This is a genomic window from Agrobacterium rubi TR3 = NBRC 13261, assembly GCF_000739935.1.
GTDB lineage: Bacteria > Pseudomonadota > Alphaproteobacteria > Rhizobiales > Rhizobiaceae > Agrobacterium > Agrobacterium rubi.
The window spans coordinates 174,855-197,130 of record NZ_BBJU01000023.1 but is presented as its reverse complement, the minus strand read 5'-3'; the positions used below and the strand labels follow the sequence as shown (position 1 = coordinate 197,130).

At 57.0% G+C, this 22,276-nt stretch carries 19 protein-coding genes; 13 read left to right on the top strand and 6 right to left on the bottom strand.

From position 1 onward, the window contains the following. Positions 1-3 precede the first annotated feature (3 nt). On the bottom strand, positions 4-1,329 hold the full coding sequence (locus RRU01S_RS17750) for an aminotransferase-like domain-containing protein (RefSeq protein WP_045231620.1): 1,326 nt from the start codon (positions 1,327-1,329) through the stop codon (positions 4-6). Between the two features lie 100 nt (positions 1,330-1,429). Here RRU01S_RS17750 and RRU01S_RS17745 point away from each other — a divergent pair, with 100 nt between their 5' ends. The 5 genes from RRU01S_RS17745 (at position 1,430) to RRU01S_RS17725 (ending at position 6,279) form a co-directional block, all read left to right on the top strand. Then, on the top strand, positions 1,430-2,383 hold the full coding sequence (locus tag RRU01S_RS17745) for a substrate-binding domain-containing protein (RefSeq protein ID WP_045231619.1): 954 nt from the start codon (positions 1,430-1,432) through the stop codon (positions 2,381-2,383). A gap of 42 nt (positions 2,384-2,425) precedes the next feature. Beyond that, complete coding sequence (locus RRU01S_RS17740; protein ID WP_045231618.1) at positions 2,426-3,313, top strand: ABC transporter substrate-binding protein; 888 nt, start codon at positions 2,426-2,428, stop codon at positions 3,311-3,313. Continuing rightward, positions 3,310-4,242, top strand: coding sequence for an amino acid ABC transporter permease (locus tag RRU01S_RS17735; RefSeq protein WP_045231617.1), 933 nt, complete (start codon positions 3,310-3,312; stop codon positions 4,240-4,242). The genes RRU01S_RS17740 and RRU01S_RS17735 overlap by 4 nt, the downstream gene beginning before the upstream one ends. Further along, positions 4,239-5,018, top strand: coding sequence for an amino acid ABC transporter ATP-binding protein (locus tag RRU01S_RS17730; RefSeq protein ID WP_045231616.1), 780 nt, complete (start codon positions 4,239-4,241; stop codon positions 5,016-5,018). Before RRU01S_RS17735 ends, RRU01S_RS17730 begins: the two co-directional genes overlap by 4 nt. 79 nt (positions 5,019-5,097) lie before the next feature. Further along, the gene (locus RRU01S_RS17725; protein WP_045231615.1) at positions 5,098-6,279 is read left to right on the top strand and encodes a M20 aminoacylase family protein; all 1,182 of its coding nucleotides are present in this window, start codon (positions 5,098-5,100) and stop codon (positions 6,277-6,279) included. Between the two features lie 55 nt (positions 6,280-6,334). Here the strand turns inward: RRU01S_RS17725 and RRU01S_RS17720 are convergent, their stop codons facing one another. From RRU01S_RS17720 to RRU01S_RS17705, 4 genes are all read right to left on the bottom strand, one after another. Beyond that, a complete protein-coding gene (locus tag RRU01S_RS17720) occupies positions 6,335-8,617 on the bottom strand; it encodes an FdhF/YdeP family oxidoreductase (RefSeq protein WP_045231614.1) in 2,283 nt (760 codons plus the stop codon). Between the two features lie 229 nt (positions 8,618-8,846). Next, a complete protein-coding gene (locus tag RRU01S_RS17715; protein WP_045231613.1) occupies positions 8,847-9,665 on the bottom strand; it encodes an alpha/beta fold hydrolase in 819 nt (272 codons plus the stop codon). 98 nt (positions 9,666-9,763) lie between these two features. Next, positions 9,764-10,015 carry a hypothetical protein gene (locus RRU01S_RS17710; RefSeq protein ID WP_045231612.1) on the bottom strand — a complete coding sequence of 84 codons (252 nt, stop codon included), beginning with the start codon at positions 10,013-10,015 and terminating at the stop codon, positions 9,764-9,766. Between the two features lie 84 nt (positions 10,016-10,099). Next, positions 10,100-10,528 carry a DUF4112 domain-containing protein gene (locus RRU01S_RS17705; protein ID WP_045231611.1) on the bottom strand — a complete coding sequence of 143 codons (429 nt, stop codon included), beginning with the start codon at positions 10,526-10,528 and terminating at the stop codon, positions 10,100-10,102. Positions 10,529-10,744: 216 nt separating this feature from the next. On the opposite strand from RRU01S_RS17705, the gene RRU01S_RS17700 reads away from it, so the two are divergent. The 8 genes from RRU01S_RS17700 (at position 10,745) to pglB (ending at position 21,512) form a co-directional block, all read left to right on the top strand. Beyond that, a complete protein-coding gene (locus tag RRU01S_RS17700; protein WP_165572242.1) occupies positions 10,745-13,384 on the top strand; it encodes a PAS domain-containing protein in 2,640 nt (879 codons plus the stop codon). A gap of 474 nt (positions 13,385-13,858) precedes the next feature. Next, a complete protein-coding gene (locus tag RRU01S_RS17695; RefSeq protein WP_045231609.1) occupies positions 13,859-15,160 on the top strand; it encodes an ABC transporter substrate-binding protein in 1,302 nt (433 codons plus the stop codon). A gap of 66 nt (positions 15,161-15,226) precedes the next feature. Next, on the top strand, positions 15,227-16,165 hold the full coding sequence (locus RRU01S_RS17690; RefSeq protein ID WP_209806571.1) for a carbohydrate ABC transporter permease: 939 nt from the start codon (positions 15,227-15,229) through the stop codon (positions 16,163-16,165). Positions 16,166-16,176: 11 nt separating this feature from the next. Continuing rightward, entirely contained in the window at positions 16,177-17,016 is an 840-nt protein-coding gene (locus tag RRU01S_RS17685) for a carbohydrate ABC transporter permease (RefSeq protein ID WP_045231670.1), read from the top strand. Between the two features lie 39 nt (positions 17,017-17,055). Beyond that, positions 17,056-18,141: an ABC transporter ATP-binding protein gene (locus RRU01S_RS17680; protein ID WP_045231608.1), complete on the top strand. Its 1,086-nt coding sequence runs from the start codon at positions 17,056-17,058 to the stop codon at positions 18,139-18,141. Positions 18,142-18,173: 32 nt separating this feature from the next. After that, complete coding sequence (locus RRU01S_RS17675; protein ID WP_052816124.1) at positions 18,174-19,064, top strand: SMP-30/gluconolactonase/LRE family protein; 891 nt, start codon at positions 18,174-18,176, stop codon at positions 19,062-19,064. 49 nt (positions 19,065-19,113) lie between these two features. Beyond that, a complete protein-coding gene (locus RRU01S_RS17670; RefSeq protein WP_045231607.1) occupies positions 19,114-20,085 on the top strand; it encodes a mannonate dehydratase in 972 nt (323 codons plus the stop codon). Positions 20,086-20,159: 74 nt separating this feature from the next. Then, positions 20,160-21,512, top strand: a complete 1,353-nt coding sequence (gene pglB / locus RRU01S_RS17665) for a polygalacturonase PglB (RefSeq protein ID WP_045231606.1) — start codon at positions 20,160-20,162, stop codon at positions 21,510-21,512. A gap of 13 nt (positions 21,513-21,525) precedes the next feature. On the opposite strand, the gene RRU01S_RS17660 is transcribed toward pglB, so the two are convergent. Continuing rightward, entirely contained in the window at positions 21,526-22,272 is a 747-nt protein-coding gene (locus RRU01S_RS17660) for an aspartate/glutamate racemase family protein (RefSeq protein WP_045231605.1), read from the bottom strand. Between the last annotated feature and the right edge of the window lie 4 nt (positions 22,273-22,276).

The window sequence follows — 22,276 nt, the reverse complement described above, 5'->3', positions numbered from 1 at the left end:
TGCTCAAAGCTGATGGGCCAAAGCAATCGCATCAGCAACCGCGTCTCGCTGATCTGTCAGCATGCTTGTTGCGACGCGAATGTGGCTGCTGGGCATAACGGAAAATTTCGATCCGGGGTTAACCGCAATGCGCCTGGCCGCCAGTGTGACGAGCGCAAAGGGTTCGGACTCTACGGGAACCCAAAGCGCAAGGCCTTGACCATTCTCGACGTTGACGCCTCGCTCGCGCAAGGCAGTGGCAAGTCCGGTGCAGCGTTCGCGATACTGCTCACGTGCGCGGGCTATTGTGTCCCAAGTCGATGATTGGTTGAGCAACCATGCGGTGGCGCCCTGCAAGATGCGGCTTGTCCAGCCGGAACTGAAGCTGCGGTAGGACTGTATCTGCTCGACGATACCCGCCGTGCTGGACAAAACAGCAAGCCGCAGATCCGGGCTCAGTGTCTTGGAATAGGAAACGATATGGATCGTCCTGTCCGGAAACCGTGTTCCAAGCGACATCGGTGGAGCAGGTGATATGTCGGCGGTGCCGTCATCCTCCACGATCAAGGTATCGGACCCTTCGAGAACGTCGCCGAGTGCTGCCAAGCGTTCGGGGCTCACCGACCGCCCTGTGACAGAATGGATTCTTGGCTGAAACAGGAACGCTGCAGGCTTATGCTCCATCGCGGCTTGAAGCGAGGAAGGGATAGGTCCGTCTATATCACACAGGACGGGCAGGATAACCACGCCGATATCCTCGAGAATATCCAGCAGGCGCATGGCTGTGGGATGCTCGATGGCCACCGTGGAGCCAGGCCGCACAAGCGCGTGTAACAGGGTGTAGATCGCGTTGTACCCTCCATTCGTTGCCAAGAACGCCTCGGCCGCATATGGCCATGTCTTTTCGGCGGCTTCCCTCAACTCCGGCACGATCCGGCTGCGCTCATAACTGTTCGTTCCGGTTGCCGATGCCCCGTGCGCCATGGCTTGCGCAAGTTCGGGCAAGAGAGCGGGATCAGGCACGGCGAGCGTGAGATCGATGGAGCCTGCGCCGTAATGGCCTGAGCTCGCCAGTCGTTCCGGCTTGGCAACGAAACGTTCACCGCACACCCAGGTACCGTTTCGCCCGCGGCCGGCAATGATTTTCTGCTGGCGAAGGTCGCTCCAGGCTTCCGAAACGGTGGCAGGGCTGACGCCGAGTTCATAGGCGATATCACGAATTGCTGGTAAACGCGTGCCTAATGGAAGGACACCCGCACGCACCAAGCCACTGGTTTCCATCGCTATTCCACGTTTCGTACGATTGGTTATTTTTTCAGCAAACCAGGCAGCCGAAATGACGTCGCTCATTTTTCAATCACCTTTAAATGTTCAATAACAAAATAACATTTGTGATGTCTCAAATGAACATTTAATTTCGGCCCCATCGACAGAAATTGTGAGCCTGCACATGCCTTTGAAACTTCGCCTCGCACTGCGCGATTGGGACTATATGACACCGCTGGTTTTAGGAGATGTTTCGTCTCCCCGCCTTCAGGTCGAGGTGGACCGCGTCGGCACGCTCGTGTCGAACATTGCGACCGACGAGCATCATGACGCCGCCGAAATGTCCTTTAGTCGCTATGCGCAGATGCGCCATGATGGCGATGACACTGTCATCGGTATTCCTAATTTCATCATGCGGGGTTTCCGCCACCGCTGCATTATCACCACCCAGGAAAGCTCCGTTCGTCACCTCAGCGATCTTGCTGGCAAAAAAATCGGCCTCACGGGCTGGCGGGATTCCGGCAATACATGGACGCGTGCTGCGGTTCGTCGCGAAGGTGTCGGCGTGGAAGACGCAATGTGGTATGCTGGCCGCCTGACCGCAGCACATCCGATCACCGATCGGCTTGACGGCTTTGGCCGGCAAGGTCGGATCGAGGCTGCGCCCGGAGAGCGCCCGATGGTCGAGCTTCTACGCGACGGCGGGCTGGATGCAATTTTCACGCCCTTCATGCCAGAAGGTTTCTTCGACAAGGCCTCGCCCTTCCGTCAGGTGCTGGCTGATTATCGCGCGTCCGAAATTGCCTATCTCAACGATGTCGGTTACGTCCCCGGCATGCATCTGATCGGCATCAAAGCGCAGATCGTTGCGGACAATCCATGGGTCATGGAAGAACTCAGCGATATGATTGACGAGTCACAGCGCATCTGGCTGGCCAAACGCGAAAAATACGCCGACACGACGCCGTGGATGATCGATGAGCTAAGCCGCTGCGCAGCCGATCTGCCTTCTGGCTGGAGCAAGAGCGGGCTGGCGGCCAATGAGAGGATGATCTCCGATTTCGCTGAAGAGCTATACGAACAGAAAATCATGCCGCGTCTTCTTTCGCCCGCAGACCTCTTTCCGAAATTTGCATAAACAGCCTAGAAAACGAACATACGAACAAGGGGAATGCTAAAAATGGCAATAAGAATGTTCACATCGACCATGCTCGCGGGTCTGCTGTCGGCAACGATGAGCTTTGCTCAGGGTGCGGCGATTCCGGCCCAGAAGAAGGACGAGGCGTTGCATGCGCGTTTGCCGGAAAAAATCCGTACCGCTGGCAAGATGACCTCGGTCAACAACGGCTCGTTTCCGCCCTATGAAATCGTGACCGGCACGGAAATGACGGGCGCCAGCGCCGATCTGACTGAAGCGCTCGGACAGGTTCTCGGCGTCAAGATCGACCATGCGACAGTGGGCGGTCTGCCAGCACTTCTTGCAGGCGTGAATTCAGGCCGATACCAGTTCGCATTTGGCCCAGTCGGCGATTTCAAGAGCCGCGAAGAGTCCAACGACTTCGTTGACTGGGTGCAGGAGTTCGTTGTCTTTGCGGTTCAAAAAGGCAACCCCAAAGGCATTGTGTCACTCGATACCGCATGCGGCCATCGCATCGCGGTGATGGCGGGCGGGTCGGCAGAACGTGTCATTCAGGCGCAGAACGAAAAATGCAAAGCGGACGGCAAGGCGCTTGAAGTCCAGTCCTTTAGCGACCAGCCAAGCTCCATTCTCGCAGTGCGCTCCAAGCGTTCGGACGCCTTCTTCTCGTCGCAGGCGCCACTGACGTATTTCGTCAGCCAGGCGAACGGCCAGCTGGAACTGACGGGCGTTGGTGAGAAAAACGGCTTCGATAGCCTTTATCAGGGAGCAGTGGTCCCTAAGGGTTCGCCGCTGGCAGAAGTGCTGCGTGATGGCATCAAAGTCCTGATGGACAACGGCACCTATGCCGCGATCATGAAAAAGTGGGGCCTTGAAAACAATGCGCTGAAAGAGCCGGGCATCAATCTCGGCGGGATGTTGCCACAATGAGCACCGCAGTGAGAACCAGCGCATCGCCAACCGGCGATGTGTCATCGAGAGATGTTGCCAATGCCCACACGCCCTTTCGCTATGACCGTTTTGCGCTGTGGGCGATCATCGCGCTTTTCGTCGTCAACTTCGCCTGGATCGTCGCCAATAACGAGAATTTTGGCTGGTCTGTCGTCGCGGCCTATTTCTTCGATCCGACCGTCATTCAGGGCCTTTATGTCAGCCTCGGGCTGACCGTGGTCGCGATGATCATCGGCGTGATCCTGGGACTGTTGCTGGCGATTGCGCGCATGTCGACCGATCGTCTGGCCAGTTCTTCTGCATCGCTGTTCATCTGGTTTTTCCGCGGAACGCCGCTGCTGGTACAGCTGATCTTCTGGTACAATATGTCGACGCTGTTCCCAGAGCTTTCCATCTCCATTCCCTTCGGTCCGACGCTGGCCAGTTGGGACACCAATTCAGTGATCACGCCGATGACGGCTGCCATCGTCGGTCTTGCCCTGAACGAAGCCGCCTATATGGCAGAAATCATTCGTGGCGGGCTGTTGTCGGTCGATCGCGGTCAGGCTGAAACCGCCCAAGCTTTCGGCATGACGCGGGCGCGCGCCCTTCGTCGCATTATCATCCCGCAAGCCATGCGCTCCATCGTGCCGCCCACCGGCAACCAGTTGATCAGTATGATCAAGGCGACCTCGCTGGTCAGTGTCATCGCGATGGCCGATCTGCTCTATTCTGTGCAGTCGATCTATAACCGGACCTTCGAGATTATCCCGATGCTGCTGGTTGCGGTGATCTGGTATTTGCTGATCACGTCCGTCCTCAATGTTGGTCAGGCCTATATCGAGCGGTATTACAGCCGCGGTGACCGTCGCAGTGACCCCACCGCCAAGCCTGCCGCACCGGCGCTTATCGAGGAGGCAAGCCATTGATCGCCGCTGAGACGAGAGAACCGCTGGTCAGGGCACACAATGTACACAAGTCCTATGACCAGTTGGAAGTGCTGAAGGGGATCGATCTCGATGTCATGCCGGGCGAAGTCGTCGCCATCCTGGGACCGTCCGGTTCTGGAAAGTCGACCTTCCTGCGCTGCATCAATCATCTAGAGACCATCAATCGCGGGTCAATCGATGTGGATGGCGACCAGATCGGTTATCGCATGCAGCGTAACCGATTGGTCAAGCTATCGGCAAATGCCATCGCCGCTCAACGCCGCAAGATTGGCATGGTTTTTCAGAGCTTCAACCTTTATCCGCATCTGACGGTGCTGGAAAATGTCATCGAAGCGCCTGTGGGCGTGCATGGCGAGACGAAGGCTGCAGCGACCGAGAATGCGATGCGACTGCTGGAACGGGTCGGTCTAGCAGACAAGGCAAAGAACTACCCGCGACAGCTGTCCGGTGGGCAGCAACAGCGCGTGGCCATCGCCCGTGCGCTTGCCATCAAACCGAAGCTGATGCTGTTCGATGAGCCAACCTCGGCCCTTGATCCCGAACTGGTGGGAGAAGTGCTGAACACCATGCGTGATCTGGCCAAGCAGGGTCTGACGATGATCGTTGTCACGCATGAAATCAGCTTTGCCCGCGAGGCGGCAGACCGCGTCGTTTTCATGGATGGTGGTCACATCGTGGAAATGGGCAAGCCGGATGAGGTGATCGGCAATCCGCAACACGAGCGGACGAAGGCTTTCCTGTCCCGCTTTCTATAGGGCAAGCGCCCCCGACTTCTCCCCAACTTGGCGCCGGTCTTTCGACCGGCGCTCTTTTTCCAGATATTGGAGGACTCACATGCTCAACGACAATCAATATGCCCGCGTTTCCGATATCGAGCCGATGGAAGCGGAGATGAAAGCAACGCGTCAATATCTGCATGCCCACCCGGAATTGTCCTTGGAAGAGGCTGAGACGGCACGCTTCGTGGCTGAAAAGCTGGAAGCCTGGGGCTATGAGGTCACCCGCAATGTCGGCGGTCACGGCGTGGTTGCGCGGTTAACCAATGGTACGGGCAAAAAGAGCATCGGCATCCGCGCCGATATGGATGCACTGCCTATTCTGGAGGAAACGGGACTGTCCTATGCCAGCAAGACGCCGGGGAAGATGCACGCCTGCGGCCATGACGGCCATACTACGGTGCTTTTGGGTGCTGCCGAATACCTGGCCAGGACACGCCATTTCGATGGAACGGTAACGCTGATCTTCCAGCCGGCTGAGGAAAACGGAAAGCCGAGCGGCGCACAACAGATGATCGACGACGGCCTGTTTGAACGCTTTCCCATCGATGCGATCTTCGGCCTCCACAATCATCCCGGTGCCGCAGAAGGAACCTTCATGCTGCGCTCGGGGCCGATGATGGCGTCATCCGACACGGTACAGATGACCATCAAGGGCAAAGGCGGTCATGCGTCCCGCCCGCATTTGACGGTCGACCCAGTGGTGGTTGCCTGTAATCTCGTAGTCTCGCTACAGACGGTGGTGTCACGCAACATCGATCCGACGCAGACGGCTGTGGTCACGGTTGGCACAATTCACGCCGGAGAGGCCGTCAATGTCATTCCGGAATACGCCAAGCTTGCTTTGAGCGTGCGCTGCTTTGAACCTGGCATCCGTGAAGTGCTTGAAGCGCGGATCACCAAACTGGCGCATTCGATCGTGGAAGGGTTCGGGGCGACGATCGAGATCGATTATGAGCGCGGCTATCCCGTCGTCGTCAATTCGGATTCGGAAACCGTGTTTGCCCGCACCGTGGCCGAAGAACTTGTCGGCGCCGAAAACGTATCCACCTGCAATCTTATCCCAGGTAGCGAAGATTTCGCTTATTTTCTCGAGCATAAGCCGGGTACGTTCCTGCGTTTGGGCAACGGTGTGAACTCAGCGACGTTGCACAGTGCAAAATATGATTTTGCCGATGGAAGTCTGACCGTAGGCGCGGCAATGTGGGCAAGACTTGCCGAGCGATTTCTTCAGGCTTGACGCCTTGTAAAGAGGGTGGCATTGGTCGCCCTCTGCTCTTTGGCTGGAAGCCGTGTCAGGATGCGGTCACCCGCACAGGCACGGATTTTGCTGCCGGTGTTTTGCTTTCCTCATCGTGCTGCCAAAGCGGGATCAGCGAATTGCATTCCGGAAAATAGGCGGCGCAGGTGCGGGGTGGCAGATCATAGTCGATGACCTGCATTCCGGGCAGCATGCGCTCCACGCCATCGTCTACCGCAGTTGTGATACGAAAGCGTGCGTCTTTCAAAAGACCCAAGCGAACCCGGTCATCGGCATTCATCATGATGATCATCCGCGATTTGCTGATGCCGCGGAGACGGTCGTCATAGCCGTAGACCGCGGTGTTGAACTGATCGTTCGACCGTAGTGTCACAAGCCGTAAAATGTCGCGGTCATCACTGGTCGAGAAGCTGGCATTGAGCGACTTTGGCAGTTTGAAGTTTGCCTTGCCGGTCTCTGTTTTCCACTCGCGGTGCCGTGCTGGCACAGGACGGGGAAGCCCGCCGGGAATATCGAGGCGCTCATTGAAATCCTGAAACTGATCCGGATACGTAGCCTCCATGGCGTCCCGCACTTTCGCATAATCGCCCACCCATTCGGCCCAAGGTATCCTTGGGTTTGGCTGAAGCGCATGCTTTGCAATTTCGGCGACGATGCGCGGCTCGGACAGCAAAGCGTCACTAGCTGGCTGATATTTTCCACGCGAAGAGTGGATACACGTTGTGGAATCCTCAATGGTCACAATCTGCGGTCCGGTCGCCTGTTCATCGATCTCGGTTCTCACCAATGTTGGCAAGAGGTAGGTCGTGGCTGCCGTGATGAGATGGCTGCGGTTGAGCTTCGTGGCAATCTGGACAGAAAGATCAAGGCCCCGCCATTTTTCTTCCATCAGCGTGCGCTCCGGCACAGCGCGCACGAAATTTCCACCCAGACTGATAAATGCTTTGATGTTACCGCGGATAATCGCCTCGCAGGCCTCCACCGTATTGAGCCCATCCTTGCGCGGTGGTTCAAAATCATATTGCTCTGCCAGGCGATCGAGAGGCACCAGTTTGGTCTTTTCCGATATCCCAACGGTGCGCTGTCCCTGCACGTTGGAATGGCCGCGCACGGGACAAATCCCGGTCCCCGGTCTGCCGATGTTTCCGCGCATAAGCAAGAGGTTGACAAGCATCTGGATATTGCTGATGCCGTAGCGGTGCTGGGTCAGCCCCATGCCGTAAATCGCGATGACGGCACGGGCTTTCGCGTATGTTTTGGCGGCGGCTTCAATCGATGCCTGGGTCAGGCCGGACGCGTTGAGGATGTCTGCCCATGCGGTTGAGCGAACATGGGTTTCGAAGGCTGCAAAATCATGCGTGTGTTCGGCGATAAACGCCACGTCGATCACGCGTTCCGTTCCGGTTGCCAAGGCTTCGTCGTCCCACTCGAACAGACACTTGGCCATTCCCATGATAACAGCGATATCGCCGCCTGCATTGACCTGATAATATTGCGTCGAAATATCGGTCGGCCTGTTGGTTGCCATCTGGACAGGGTTCTGTGGATCGACGAAGGCCTGCCAGCCGCGCTCCTTCAGCGGGTTGAACACGACCACCGGCGCGCCTCGCTCCCGTACTTCCTGTAGCGTATGCAGTAATCTGGGCGCGTTGGTTCCTACATTCTGGCCGAAGGATAGGATACAGTCGGTGTGTTCGTAATCCTCCAGTAATATAGTGCCGACCGGTGTTCCGATGCTTTGTGGTAAAGCGACCGATGTCGTCTCGTGGCACATGTTGGAACTGTCGGGTAGATTGTTGTTGCCGTAAAGGCGTGCCAGCAACTGATACATGTAAGACGTTTCAAGCGATGCCCGGCCCGATGCATAGAACACGGCCGCTTCAGGCTCGTAGCTCTTCAACTTCGACCCGATATCCGCAAAAGCCTCCGCCCAACTGACTTCGCGATAGGTATCAGATGTGGCGTCATATCGCATGGGATGTGTCAGGCGTCCCTCATTTTCGAGGTCGAAGTCTTCCCACGTCAAAAGCTCGGTCACGGTATGCAGGGTAAAAAATTCCGGTGTCGTGCGTTTGGATGTCAGGTCCCAGAACGTTGCTTTGGCGCCATTTTCACAGAATTCACCGAGATGCGGTTTGCCAGGCTTGGCCCAAGCGCAGCTGGTGCAGGTATAACCACCGAGCTTGTTGTGATCCTTGAGCAGCCCCGGCGTTGTTTTTACGGCTTTTTGTCGGACAGCGTTTTGTACGACCGATTTGATGGAGCCCCAGCCGCCCGTGGGCATGTCATAGCGCGCATATTTTGCTTTTTTGTCCATGGGTCACCTCTGTTTGATTGTCGAACCGGGCCAGGAGCGGGAAGTTCCGTCGCGACGGTGAGCGTCCCAGTTAGGAGGCGGTGGTGACGTGTGAGTGAGGTCTTGGGGTCATTTCGCTGAAGTGGTTTCGACAGCGATAATGTGTCACGAATGCGCGCTGCGACTATGTCGAGCTGCACCCTTTTCAGAAAGTAAGGGCGCACGACCATGTGGTCGTGCGCCCTCAGTATTATGCCAAGAACTCGATGAGGTCCTGATTGAGTCTGTCCGGAACGGTCGCAAACAGACCATGCGGCTCTCCATCATACTCGATGAGTTTTGCGCCCGAGATGCCGTTGGCCGCGGCGCGTCCCGATGGTTCGATGGGAACCGTCTTATCGCCCGTGCCGTGGATTACGAGCGTTGGGATCGTAAACGCCGCAAAGTCAGGTCTGAAGTCGGTTTTGCCGAACGCGTTCACGCACTCGATAGTAGCCTTCGGGCTCGCCATAACGCCGAGGATGAACGACCAATCGAGAATGCCCTGGCTGACGGGGCTGGTGACGAAGCCAACGCCGTAAAACGTCTTGGCAAAGCTCTGGAGGAATGCGAACCGGTCCTTGCGGATATCCTTTTTCATGTCTTCGAAGACGCTTTCGTCCACACCATGTGGATTGGTCCCGTCCTTGAGCAGGTATCCGGCCACAGATGCCACAAGAACCGCCTTGGAGACCTTGGACGCGCCGTGGCGTGACAGATAACGCGCAATTTCGCCGCCACCCATCGAGAAGCCGACGAGTGACACGTTTGGCACGTTGAGGCTGTCGATCACCGCAGAGAGATCATCTGCAAAGGTATCGTAGTCATATCCGGTCGCAGGGTGTCCGGACTGGCCGAAACCGCGGCGGTCGTAAGTGATGACACGAAAGCCTGCTTCGAGCAGCGCCACAGTCTGGTATTCGAACATATCGCCGGTCAGTGGCCAGCCATGGATGAGGATGACAGGCTTACCCTGGCCCATGTCCTTGACGTGTAACTGCGTGCCGTCTTTTGCTTCTACATATGCCATCTGGTGAAAACTCCCTTTATCGATGTCACGCGGTAAAGGGTTTTGCTGAGCAGGCGGTTCCGGCAGGAAGGCAAATATCTTAGGACATAATCATAAAGTTATGTCGATTGGTCTTGATCTTCGTCACGGGTGTCCATCGCCAGATCATGCAATGCCTGCGTATCGTCAAAATCGTAGTCGGCAGCCAGGATGACACTGAGAAAGGCGGCACGTGCGATTTCTTTTTTCGTCGCATGCGGGTGTTGTTGTTTTACGGCGTCGATCAGGGCTTTCGGCTTCATTCCCGGCGTTGCCAGCCCCTTGATCGTGTCGGCGATTTTTTCGATCTCTCGTAGTTTTTTCTCGTGCATGTACCTCTCCGCTTTCGACGTGCGGAGGAAAGGTCGCATTCTTTTATGAGCGTTGTGTGAAACACATCGGCTTGACGTGCGGCATTACCGCTTGCGCTGAACGTCATCCCGGTCGACGCCAAAATGGTCGAAAATCATATCGACGTTGCGACGGTGCGACTTGAAATAAAGGTCGAATATGTCGCCAAGCACCGGCACGCTGCCAACGACCGAATCCATCGCGACATTTCCAACCATGCGGGCCAGTTTCTCAGGCGGAATTCCAAGGCGGCGTGCTTCGTTGACGATGTAAAGGCCGACCAGCGCACCAGCGCCATCTCCCACCAGCGGGACAAGACCCAACACGGAGTCCGCGCCAAAACGAAGGCGTGTTCCGGGAATGCCAATGGCGGTATCCATCAAACGTGCGATGCCCGACAAACGCCGCAGGCGGCGTAGACGCGCGGCACTGTCATCGAAATCCTTTGCGTTGTGCGCGCCAGCGGTGCTGGTATTCCACGTTTTTGCGGCCATCGGTTGCTCCAACCCAGAACAGGAAAATATCTCGTCTACACATGAATGGGGACCCCGTGGCTTCCGTTCAAGTCCACGTGCGACGAATGTGGCGAACACCACGTTGATCTGGCCCTGTTTTGCGCTGCGGAACATCTCTTTCCTGAAAGCATTTCTTACACTACATTATGTCGCTCAAGGGATCGCCGCAGGGGCTACCCATAGCGGATGCCGAATTTGACACTTTACGAAACGAATGATCTGCGCCTTGCCGAGTTGCGGTCCTATGGCATACTGGACACGCCGCCTGAAGCCGGCTTTGATGACATTGTCACTCTGGCAACGCTGTTGTGTGATGCGCCTGTAGCTCTCGTGAGTTTCGTTGATAGTGACCGGCAATGGTTCAAGGCGCGCAAAGGGTTCGAGCCTTGCGAGACGAACCTGGAAAGCTCCGTATGTCGCCATGCATTGGGCATGAGCGAAATCCTGGAGGTCCCAGACCTTACGAAAGATCCGCGCACAGCAAGTAACCCTTTGGTCGTGAGCGCGCCTCATGTCCGTTTTTACGCAGGCGCGCCGCTCATTACGTCTACCGGCCAGGTGCTGGGGACATTGTGCGTGCTGGATCACACGCCGCGTTTGCAAGGCCTGACCGCATCGCAACGAACAGGGCTTGAGGCTCTGGCGCGCCAGGTCATGATGCAGCTTGAGTTGGGCAAACTGGCCGTTGATCGCACGCGTATGCTTGCAGAGCGCATAAAGGATCAGGCGCAGTATCAGGAAGTATCAGAAAAGCTGGCCGCTGCGCAGACGGCTGGCGGCGTTGGGCTTTTCTCCCTCGATATCGATGCCAACACCGTCAAGGGAACGCCGGAATTCTCGAGAACCTTCGGCCTCGATCATGTCGATGAGCGTCCGGCCGAAGATTTCGAACGCTTGGTGATCCCGGTGGACGATACACTGGTATCGCATCAGGCCAATCGTCGGACGGGTGAAGCGCCGACGGATGTCGAATATCGCATTCGCAAGGCAGATAGCGGTGAAATCCGCTGGATCGCGCGGAAGGGTGATTTTCAGTTCGATGACAATGGACGCCCCATAGGCTTCATCGGCGTCACGCGCGATATCACCGCGCGCAAGGAAGCCGAAGAAAAACTGCGCAAGGCGCAGGAGACATTGGAGCTGGCCCTCGACGCAACGGAGATGGGGACCTTCGATTACGACCTGATTGGCGATTCTCTGGTGTGGGATGACCGTTGCCGTACATTGTTCGGGTTGCCGCCCGATTCCCCCGTGGATTACCAAACCTTTCTAACCGGACTGCATCCCGATGACCGGGAGAGAACACATGAAGCGGTCATGGCCGCGATCGACCCTCAGAGCGAGGGTGGCTATGACATCGAATACCGCACCATCGGTCTGGCCGACGGGGTGGAACGATGGGTTGCCGCCAAAGGCAGGACATTCTTTCAGGGCACGAACGCGCTTCGCTTCATCGGCACGGTGAGAGACATTACCCGAGCGGGTGAGGCGCAACGGCGCTTACGCGAGACGGAAGAGCGCTATCGATTTGCCAGCCGGGCAACGAATGATGCGATCTGGGATTGGGATTTCGAAACCAATTTCGTTTTGTGGAACGAGGCTCTCACCACGGCTTACGGCCATCAACCCGAGACGGTGGAGCCGACCGGTGCATGGTGGATCGATCATATTCATCCCGATGACCGCCAAAGGATCGATCATTCGATCCACGCCATCATCGACGGGACAGAGACCGAATGGACCGATGGTTACCGTTTCAGGCGTTCCGATGGAACCTATGCTCCCGTCTTTGACCGGGGTCATGTCATTCGTGACGAACAGGGTCGCCCGCGCCGGATGATAGGCGCGATGCTGGATCTGACGCGGCTGCAAAAAGCAGAAGCGGAACTTCGCGAGAGCCAAAAGCAGCTTCATGTCGAACGCGGTCTGCTGGAAGCCGTAGTGCAGCAGGCACCGATCGGGATATCGATCGTCTACGCCGATGGCCAAGAGACGATCAACACTAGGCTCGAGCAGATGTTTGGTCTCCAGGTGAAGAAACAGGGCGGGGTCGCCGCGCTCGACTTGTTCGCTCCGGGTGAGACGGAGGTCGAACGCCTTATAGAGCATCAAAACGAACGGGGTGAAACCCGCAGATACGAAGTGACGACCACACCTGTGAAAGACCAGAACGGCGGCATTCTGGCGACGCTGGCACTGGTCATCGATGTCGAGGATCGCAAGCAGGCCGAAGAACGTCGCGCCTTGCTCAACCGAGAGCTTTCGCACCGGTTGAAGAATTCTCTCGCCATTGTGCAGTCCATTGTCAGTCAGACGTTGCGATCTGCGCCGGATGTCAAATCCGCGCAACAGACGTTGGCGCCGCGTATCAACGCGCTTGCCACGGCGCATGAAACATTGTTGACCGGACACCGTGATGCCGCCCCCGTTGACGAACTCGTGGCATCGGCGACATCGATCCATGCCGGGAGTGACCGGATCAGCGCGAACGGACCGGAAGTGCGGCTTGGCCCGCAGGCGTCGCTCGCTCTCTCCCTAGTCCTCCACGAGCTTTCCACCAACGCTCTAAAATATGGTGCCCTTTCGGTGCCCGAGGGACAGGTGGAGATTACTTGGAGCATCGAAAGGGACTCTTCGGACGCGCCCAGAATGCTGAAATTCAAGTGGACGGAAGCTGGTGGCCCACCGGTGACACCGCCGCAGCAACGCGGGTTCGGCACCCGGCTGATCGAAATTGGTCTCGGTGCAGGGCAGAGAGCATCGCAGATCGATTACCGTCCAGATGGGTTGCATTACGAGACGGAAGCGGAGTTATCGACGCTGCAGGCGAAGTGAGTCTCCAGACGTATCTGTTTGGTTGATGCGGCAGACATGTCTCTCACTCCCCAAGGCTCTCAACGATGTGGTGAGCTGGCTTTCGATATTCATCATATATCTTTCGCCATTATTCCAACATTTCTTGGTTTCAGAGATGAAGGAACGTCTGTGTGCTGTTCAACCGAAGACGTGCAGCTCCGCTTCTGTGGCTGCATCCTGCGTTGAAACAACAGGTAATCACAGACCTATCACACCTCTTTTATCGCCCGACAGAGGTTCCGAAGGCATATGACTTAACGCTTTGCAGAAAGCCGTGCTTGGCATATTCATCACATCCATCCACAAAGGTGGATGTTTTACCGTCCCTTGGTTGCAGTGATATATTAGCATATTAATTTCTTGTATTGTCTTATAAGTTGGGTTAACTCATCATTTGAGTTGTTGAGCGTGGTCTGTATTACGCTTGATCCGGGATGGATATGGGAGGTCTGAATGCATAAAAAATCCTTGCGAGCTTTGATGGTTAGTTGCGCCATGTTGTGCGCTGGTGCGGGCGTTGCGCAAGCGCAGTCCATCAGCGTCTGGTCTCGCCAGACCGACGAGTCCCTCAGTGTTTTGAAGGCGCTGACCGACGCATTCACCGCAGAAACCGGCATCAAGGTCGAGACGTTCAACACCGGCGTCGATTTCGAGCAGCGCTTGGCGCGCGCCGCAGCGGGCCGCACATTGCCTGATATCGTTCTGAACGATACGACGGCTATGGGGCAGATGCGCCAGATGGGTATTCTCGAACCGATCGACCCTGCAAAAATCACCGGAAGTCAGGACGTGTCGCAGTCGGCATGGGATGGCGCCAAGGCAAGCGACGGCAGCCTCTATTCGGTGCCGATTTCGGCGCAATCCTTTGCCATGTTCATTCGCAAGGATTGGCGTGAAAAGCTCGGCATGCCTGTTCCCAAGACATGGGATGACGTGCGCAAGCTGGCTGAGGCGTTCACAACCAAAGACCCCGATGGCAATGGAAAGGCCGATACATTCGGCATGGCGATACCCGGTTCCACGACACGCGGTTACGCCAGCTGGTTTATCAGCAGCTTCATCTGGCAGGCCGGTGGAGACTATGTGAAGCAGGTGCCGGATGGTTTCGTGCCGACTCTGAACACGCCGCAGGTCGCGCAGGCACTGACCTATGTGCGTGGCATGATCTGCGACAAGTTTGCCCAGCCCGGCGCGATCAACGCCACTACTGGTGATACGTTGCCGACTTTCAGGTCCGGCCAGACGGGAATTTTCATCTCTGGCCCCTACCACATTCCGCAGCTTGACGCCGAGCCCGGCAAGGATGTCGTGGAAGTTGAGATGATGCCTGCTGGTCCAGGCGGAATCGCTTCTCTTGCCGAGGGTACCAGCGCGTTTCTGCTGAAGAGCTCCAAGGATCACGACGCAGCCAACAAGTTCTTCTCTTTCCTGATTTCGCCCAAAGGCCAGGAAATCGCCATGGCGCAGGGTAGTGGGCGCACGCCGATCGTTCGACTGCCGGTCAATAGCAAAGTGGACGTGAACGCCATTCGCCAGGACCCGCGCTGGATGGTCTTCAAGGAGACCTTCGACAAGTCCAGCCATTATATGCCGCCTATCCCGAACTGGACGGCTGTGCGCACGCTGACCGGCGAGGGCTTCAACAGCATTCTTGCCAAGTGTGATGCCGATGTGCCGACCGAACTTGAGGCGCTGAATAAGCAGGTGGCCAAGGAACTGAGCGGTCAGGACGTGCTGTCCGCTTCTTATAAGTAAACAGCATTTTCCGGCGCCGCCTGAAAACGGTTGCGCCGGGTACCATGCCCTGTCTTTGAGGTGACCATGTCCGCAACGCAGACGTCCGTCGTTCCGCCGACCAGCCTTGCATCTCGCCCGAAACGTCGTAGGGGCAAGAAGCGCTTTGGATCGATGATGACACCATGGCTGTTTCTGGCCCCGGCACTCATCATCTTCACGTGGTTCAAGTTCTATCCGATGATTTCGGGCTTCTCCATGTCGTTTTACGATGTGCAGTTCTATTCCGAGAGCAAATGGGTGGGGCTGGATAACTTTGCCCGCGCTTTCAGCGACTTGGCTCTGCGCGACGCGGTTCTTCACACCACGATCTATGTCATCGTGGCAACGATCGGAGCCTCCTCCGTTGCGTTCTTTCTGGCGCTGGCTCTGGAAGGTCCCGCACGTCACCTCGGCGTCATCCGCACTGCCGTGTTTCTGCCCGCGATCACCAGCGTGGCCATCATTGCCGAGATTTGGCGTATCCTGTTCAATTCTGCCGATTATGGCCTAGTGAATTCGCTGTTGAGTGTCATCGGCGTTGAACCGCAAGGCTTCCTCAGCGATCCGAACCAGGCGCTGTGGGTGCTTATCCTGATGAGCATCTGGAAAAGTGCGCCCTATGACATGGTCATCTTCGTGGCCGGTCTGGTTGGCGTCAATCGCGAGCTTTACGACGCCGCAAGTGTGGATGGTGCCAGCCGGTGGCGCAAGCTGTGGCATGTCACACTGCCGGGCATTGTTCCATCGATCTCGGTGGTGCTGATGCTGTCCTTCATTCGTGGCTTCCGAGTCTTTGCAGAGGTCTATGCGACGACGGGCGGCGGTCCTGCGGGCTCCACCTCGACCATCATGACCCACATTTACAAGGTCGGTTTCGAGGAACTGAATTATGGCTATGCCTCGGCCATCTCCTTCATGCTGCTGGTTTTCACCGTGCTGCTGACGTTATTGCACATGAAAATCAAATCCAAAATCACGTCGTGAGGATGCGTCCGATGAAAACCGATCATCTTCTGAACTTTGCCCGCTACGTTCTCTACGCGATCATTCTGGTCATCTTCGTCGGCCCGTTCTGGGGTGCGTTGGTCACGGCTTTCAGCGGCGTCAGCCTCAAGCCCGGCGAACTGACGCTGATCCCCCATAACCCGACGCTGGAAAACTTCAGGATCGCCATTTTCGACATGAATGTCTGGCGCTACCTGACCAACTCCATCATCGTTGTGGTCGTCGGTACGACGCTTCAGGTTGTCGTCAGTGCGCTTGCGGCCTATGCGCTGGCCCGCAAGAAATTTCGGGGAGCAGCTATCGTCAGCCTGCTCATTCTGTGCACGCTGATGCTGCCGGAAGAGGTGATCGCCATTCCGCTTTATCTGGTCATCCAGAAGGAAATCCCGATCATCAATGTCTCGATCTATAACACCTATCTGGCGATGATCCTGCCAGCGGTTGGGTGGGCATTTTCGATCTTCATGCTGACCGAATTCATGCGCGCCATACCGCTTGAACTAGAAGAGGCGGCGCGTATCGATGGCGCGAGCGAATGGCAAATTTTCTTGCGCGTCATTCTGCCACTCGTACGCCCGGCACTTGGTACCGTGCTGATCTTCGGCTTCATTATGATCTGGGACCAGTATTTGCTGCCGCTCATCGTCGTCAACGACAAGAACATGATGACGCTTCCCGTGGCGCTGGCGTCCCTGCGTGTCGACGATACGATCACGCCGAACATTCTCGTCGCCGCGACGCTGGTTGCGATGGCGCCCAGTGTCATCGTTTATCTTCTGCTTCAACGCCAGTTCAACCGCGGCATCATGGCCGGGGCTGTCAAAGGCTAATCCGCACATCGTGCGCTGAGACAATTCAAGAGGAATGAGATGGGTGCAGTTTCCCTAAGGGGTGTTTCGAAGTCTTTTGGCGCGGTGGATGTCATCAAGGACGTTTCCATCGATATCGCCGCAGGTGAGTTCTGCGTTCTGATCGGGCCGTCTGGTTCGGGCAAGTCGACGCTGTTGCGCATCATTGCCGGCTTGGAAGAGGCCAGCGAAGGCACGATCCATATCGGCAACCGCGATGTGACCGATCTGGAGCCCAAGGAACGCGACATCGCCATGGTGTTCCAGAGCTACGCGCTCTACCCGCAAATGACGGTGCGCGAAAATATGAGCTTTTCGCTGCGGCTCGCAAATCGACCCAAAGACGAGATCAAGCGCAAGATCGATGACGTGGCGCAGATGCTCGACCTTGGAAAGTTGCTCGACCGTCTTCCCAAGGAACTGTCCGGTGGTCAGCGCCAGCGCGTTGCCATGGGCCGTGCAATCGTGCGTAACCCGGCTGTCTTTCTGTTTGATGAGCCCTTGTCCAACCTCGATGCGAAATTACGCGGCCAGGTTCGCGGCGAAATTCGCGACCTGCATCACAAGTCGAACACGACATCGGTCTATGTGACGCATGACCAGGTCGAGGCCATGACGATGGGACAAAAGATCGTCGTGTTGCGGGATGGTCGCGTGGAGCAGGCGGGCACACCACTTGAACTCTACGATTTGCCCGACAGCGTCTTTGTCGCAAGCTTTATCGGCTCGCCCTCCATCAATATGTTGAAGGCAAAGGTCAGTCCTGACGGCCAGACACTTGTGTTGCACGATAGCAAAGCGAACCTGCCTATCCCCGGCAACTATGGTGACGTGAGCGGGCGCGACGTGTTGATGGGTGTTCGACCGGAATATCTTGAGATCGTGCCTTATGAGACTGCCGGTGTCCTTCAGGCCAAGGTCCACGCCGTGGAAACAACTGGCTCCGATACGACCGTTATCTGCGATACATCGGTCGGTCAGGTGCTGGTATCGTCCAAGAGCCGTAGCCCGCTGCATATGGGTGATCAGGTCGGCTTGAGCATTGCCAACGGCAAAGCGCTGCTATTCGACAAGGCGACCGAACGGCGCATCGTGCCGCTGGTATAATCGAGGACTGTCAACAAGGTCAGGCTGGAATCATGGAACGCAATGGTAGACCGGTTTTTGTCGCCGAAAAGATTGCCCAACCGGGCTGCATCACCGGTGAAACGCCCGTCTGGGAGCCGGATCGTGCCCGTGTGACCTGGGTCGATGCGCCGGGTCTGGCGCTTTACCGCATGACCTATCCAGATGGCGCCCTGGAGCGGTTCGATCTGCCGGTGAAGATCGGTGCACTGGCTGTTAGGGCCAGTGGCGGTTTCATCGCTTCCACCGAACGTGGGTTCGCGAGGCTGACTTTTAACGGCGATGCCGTTGAACTTGAATACCACGGTGGACCTGATCTCAAGCCGGGCTGGCGGATGAATGACGGAGCCTGCGACCGGCAAGGGCGCTTCTGGTCCGGATCCATGGCCCCGGATACGTCGGCGCCAGGCGCATTCGGCAAGCTGTTCAGCATTGGGCCAAATGCTGACGTGGTTGAACGGGGTGGAAGCTTTCGCACCCAGAATGGTCTGGCCTGGAGCCCCGATGGCCGGACCATGTATGTCTCGGACTCCAATCCGCTCAACCCGCATGTGATGCGTCACGATTTCGATATCGAGACCGGTAATGTTGGCGATGGCCACCTGTTCGCTGATCGCGCGCTTCTTGGAGGGCGTCCTGATGGTGCGGCCATCGATGTCGATGGCTGCTACTGGATTGCAGCCAGCGATAGCGGACGCATCGTTCGCATGACGCCGGATGGGGTCGTTGACGCGGAAATTCAGGTCGATGTGCCCAACGCCACCAATATGTGTTTCATCGGCAAGGATTTGAAAACGGCCTTCATCACGACGTTGCGGGCCGGTGGCAATGGTCCCGGCGGTGATGTCTACGCTGTCGATCTTCCCTTCCAGGGGCTGACCGAGCCTCTCTTTCAACCCGAATAGCCAATGGCCTTGAAGGCCTCACCAACAGATTACAATCGGAGCATGTCAGATGTATCTCGGAACGCAGATCCCCGCCCGCAATGACGATGACTACAGGGTGATGAAGCAGCTCGGCGTGAGCAATATTTCAGCTACCCCGGACGGAGACTGGCGCAGTTGGGATTGTGCAACGCTGGAGGCCTTCCGCGAAAAGATCGAGAGCTTCGGCCTGACGCTCGACATGACGCAGTTGCCCATGCCGTCCACCCGCGTTGATCGCAATGTTCCGTGCAAGGACATCATGCTGGCGGGACCGGAGCGTGATGCGCAGATCGACGGCATCTGCCGCCTGATCGAAAATTGCGCCGCCGCCGGTATTCCCTCCGTGCGTTACAACTTTAACTATATCGGCATTCCCCGCACGCCGATGGAAGTGGGTCGTGGTGGCTATATGGCCGAAGCCTTCCGGCTCGATCTTGCCAATCCTGATGAACCGGCGCCCGTTGGTGTCGGCAACCTGGATGAAGACACGATCTGGGAGCGGGTCGACTACTTCCTGGCGCGTGTGGTGCCGGTTGCGGAATCCGTCAATGTACGCCTGGCCTGCCACCCGCATGATCCGGCAACACCACCCGGCTATATGGGCGTTACCCGCGTGCTTGGCTCGGTTGAGGGTATGAAGCGCTTTGTCAGCATGCATGAAAGCCCAGTGCACGGCCTGAATTTCTGCATCGGCACCTTGGGTGAAATGGTGGAAGATGTGTCCGAAGTGCCCAAAATCACCCGGTGGTTTGGTGAGCGTGGCAAGATCATGAACATCCACTTCCGCAACATCGTCGGCAAGCGTTACTCCTTCCGCGAAAGTTTTCCAGAGGACGGCGATATGGACATGCCTGCCGTCATCGATGCGCTGCGCGACACCGGTTACAAATACATGGTGATGCCAGATCACGCGCCGACACTTTCAGGTGAAAACCAGCAGCAGGTCGCCTTTGCATTTTGCTACGGCTATATCGCAGCGCTGCTACAGACCCGTTGCTGAAGATGACAGCGCTGGCGGCTCCACCCGCCGCCACGCCACGATGATATTTCCGATATGAGCAGGTTACATATCCCATGACGTCTCCTTCCGCCATTCGCATCGCGCCTCAACAAGAGGTTTTGACCACACGGCTGCAATCGCTGTTCGACACACATCAGGGTCACCTCCATGTTGTGCTGGAGCCGGGCATTCACCAGTGTGGCGGACTGAGGTTGCCGTCTGATGTGACGATCGAGATCGTCAAGGGTGCCGAGTTGCATTTCGTGCCCGACTACGAGGCCTATGCGCAGACCACCGTCGCCATCGTTGCGGAAGAAAGCGACCGCGCGATGATGACTGCCGTCGGTGAAAAGAACATCACGCTGTGCGGCGAGGGCCGAATTTTCTGCGCCGGTTCGACGCACTATTCCCATGGCGTCGATGGCGACATGGGAACGCTGGTGGCCCACCGCTATCGCCCACGCATTCTTGTTCTCGACGGCTGTCGGGATATTCGTATCGAAGATTTGCGCATCGATGACTCGCCTATGTGGACGATGCATTTCGCCGCCTGCGAAAACATCGATGTCAAACGTGTCAGCGTCGATAACGACCGTCGCATGCCCAACACCGATGGGATCGTGATCGACGGATGCCGCAACGTCGCCATCACCGATAGCACTTTCCGCACCGCAGATGATGGCATCGTGCTGAAAACCACCCGCCGCGAAGATGGCTCACTGACAGGGCCTTGCGAGAATATCAGCGTCAAGAACTGCGTCGTCGAAAGTCTCTCCTGCGCGCTGAAGCTCGGCACGGAAAGTTTTTCGCCGTTCCGCAACATTGCGTTTGAAGATGTCAAAATCGAAAAATCCAACCGCGGCCTTGGCATCTTTTCGCGCGATGGGGGGTTGGTGGAAAACATTCGCTTCGTGCGCATTTCCGTCGATTGCCACGAAACACCTGCCGGTTACTGGGGATCTGGTGAGGCTATCACGATTACGGTTCTAGACCGCCGCCCGGAAGAGTTCCCCGCAGGTATCGTTCGCAACGTTCTGATCGAAGATATCACCGGTAGTATGGAAGGCGCGATCAACATGGTTGCGGAACATGATGGCGGCATATCCGACATCGTCCTGCGCCGCATCGCGATCGAACAAAAGGCAGGACCGTTGAAGACTGGGCTGAGCTACGACATTCGCCCCACTATTGAGGATCGGTTTGACCGGTTTCCGATCGGCGACAAAAGTGCCGGTCGTGTCAATGCCTGGCGCTTCGGGCCAGATGGCAAGATCATCGGCCTCATCGAGTATCCAGGTGGAATTCCCGGTATCTTCACCAAGGGTGTATCGGGACTGAAAACGGACGACATTGCCATTGCCCGTCCTGATCCGTTGCCGGAAAGCTGGAATCCCGAGATCGTCGTCGTGACCAACGCGGCGGATTGAGTCGAGACGGCAATCAGCTTCCCATCGTCAGTCGCGGCTCGAACATTTCGAGCATGCCTTTGTAGGGCTTTGAGATCGGAGATGCATAGGCGCCGCTCTTTGCTGTGGTAAGGCCAAGCGTGATCAACGCTTCCGCCTGCTTGACGGCGGCGGCGACACCATCGACCACGGGCACGTTGAACTCGTTGCGCAATTCGGCGGTCAGGTCTGCCATGCCAGCGCAGCCCAGAATGATGGCCTCCGCCCGGTCGTCCCGCAATGCGCGGCCAATCTCGTGGCGCAGTTTGTCGCGGGCGTTCGAGGTTGGGTCTTCCAATGACAGGACCGGAATATCGGCCGCGCGCACGTTGCAACGGCTGGACATGCCATAGCGGTGGACGAGATGTTCCAGCGGCTGGCGCGACCGCTCCATTGTCGTCACGATGGTAAAGCGCTGGGCGATGAAGGATGTCGTGGCGAGGGCCGCCTCGCAAATGCCGATCACGGGAATATTGGCCAAAGCACGCGCGGCATCCAGGCCCGTATCGTCGAAACAGGCGATGATCGCGGCTTGCGCGCCGGCCATTTCACCCTTGGCAATCTCCACCAGCAAACCCGGCACGGCGAAGGCTTCATCGTAGTACCCTTCGATCGAAACAGGCCCCATGGATGACGTGACAGCGGTAATATCCGTCCCGGCATTGGCCACCCGCGCAGCCGAATCCGCAATCGTCGCGGTCATGCTGGCGGTCGTGTTTGGATTGGCGATGAGAATGCGCATGAAT

What these genes read in the sequence shown, in the direction of transcription:
- RRU01S_RS17715 (WP_045231613.1), bottom strand. Translation starts at nt 9,665, where the DNA reads ATGGCATATGTAGAAGCAAAAGACGGCACGCAGTTACACGTCAAGGAC.
- RRU01S_RS17685 (WP_045231670.1), top strand. Translation starts at nt 16,177, where the DNA reads ATGAAAACCGATCATCTTCTGAACTTTGCCCGCTACGTTCTCTACGCG.
- RRU01S_RS17680 (WP_045231608.1), top strand. Translation starts at nt 17,056, where the DNA reads ATGGGTGCAGTTTCCCTAAGGGGTGTTTCGAAGTCTTTTGGCGCGGTG.
- pglB (WP_045231606.1), top strand. Translation starts at nt 20,160, where the DNA reads ATGACGTCTCCTTCCGCCATTCGCATCGCGCCTCAACAAGAGGTTTTG.
- RRU01S_RS17725 (WP_045231615.1), top strand. Translation starts at nt 5,098, where the DNA reads ATGCTCAACGACAATCAATATGCCCGCGTTTCCGATATCGAGCCGATG.
- RRU01S_RS17745 (WP_045231619.1), top strand. Translation starts at nt 1,430, where the DNA reads ATGCCTTTGAAACTTCGCCTCGCACTGCGCGATTGGGACTATATGACA.
- RRU01S_RS17750 (WP_045231620.1), bottom strand. Translation starts at nt 1,329, where the DNA reads ATGAGCGACGTCATTTCGGCTGCCTGGTTTGCTGAAAAAATAACCAAT.
- RRU01S_RS17695 (WP_045231609.1), top strand. Translation starts at nt 13,859, where the DNA reads ATGCATAAAAAATCCTTGCGAGCTTTGATGGTTAGTTGCGCCATGTTG.
- RRU01S_RS17740 (WP_045231618.1), top strand. Translation starts at nt 2,426, where the DNA reads ATGGCAATAAGAATGTTCACATCGACCATGCTCGCGGGTCTGCTGTCG.
- RRU01S_RS17735 (WP_045231617.1), top strand. Translation starts at nt 3,310, where the DNA reads ATGAGCACCGCAGTGAGAACCAGCGCATCGCCAACCGGCGATGTGTCA.
- RRU01S_RS17675 (WP_052816124.1), top strand. Translation starts at nt 18,174, where the DNA reads ATGGAACGCAATGGTAGACCGGTTTTTGTCGCCGAAAAGATTGCCCAA.
- RRU01S_RS17720 (WP_045231614.1), bottom strand. Translation starts at nt 8,617, where the DNA reads ATGGACAAAAAAGCAAAATATGCGCGCTATGACATGCCCACGGGCGGC.
- RRU01S_RS17710 (WP_045231612.1), bottom strand. Translation starts at nt 10,015, where the DNA reads ATGCACGAGAAAAAACTACGAGAGATCGAAAAAATCGCCGACACGATC.
- RRU01S_RS17690 (WP_209806571.1), top strand. Translation starts at nt 15,227, where the DNA reads ATGTCCGCAACGCAGACGTCCGTCGTTCCGCCGACCAGCCTTGCATCT.
- RRU01S_RS17660 (WP_045231605.1), bottom strand. Translation starts at nt 22,272, where the DNA reads ATGCGCATTCTCATCGCCAATCCAAACACGACCGCCAGCATGACCGCG.
- RRU01S_RS17670 (WP_045231607.1), top strand. Translation starts at nt 19,114, where the DNA reads ATGTATCTCGGAACGCAGATCCCCGCCCGCAATGACGATGACTACAGG.
- RRU01S_RS17705 (WP_045231611.1), bottom strand. Translation starts at nt 10,528, where the DNA reads ATGGCCGCAAAAACGTGGAATACCAGCACCGCTGGCGCGCACAACGCA.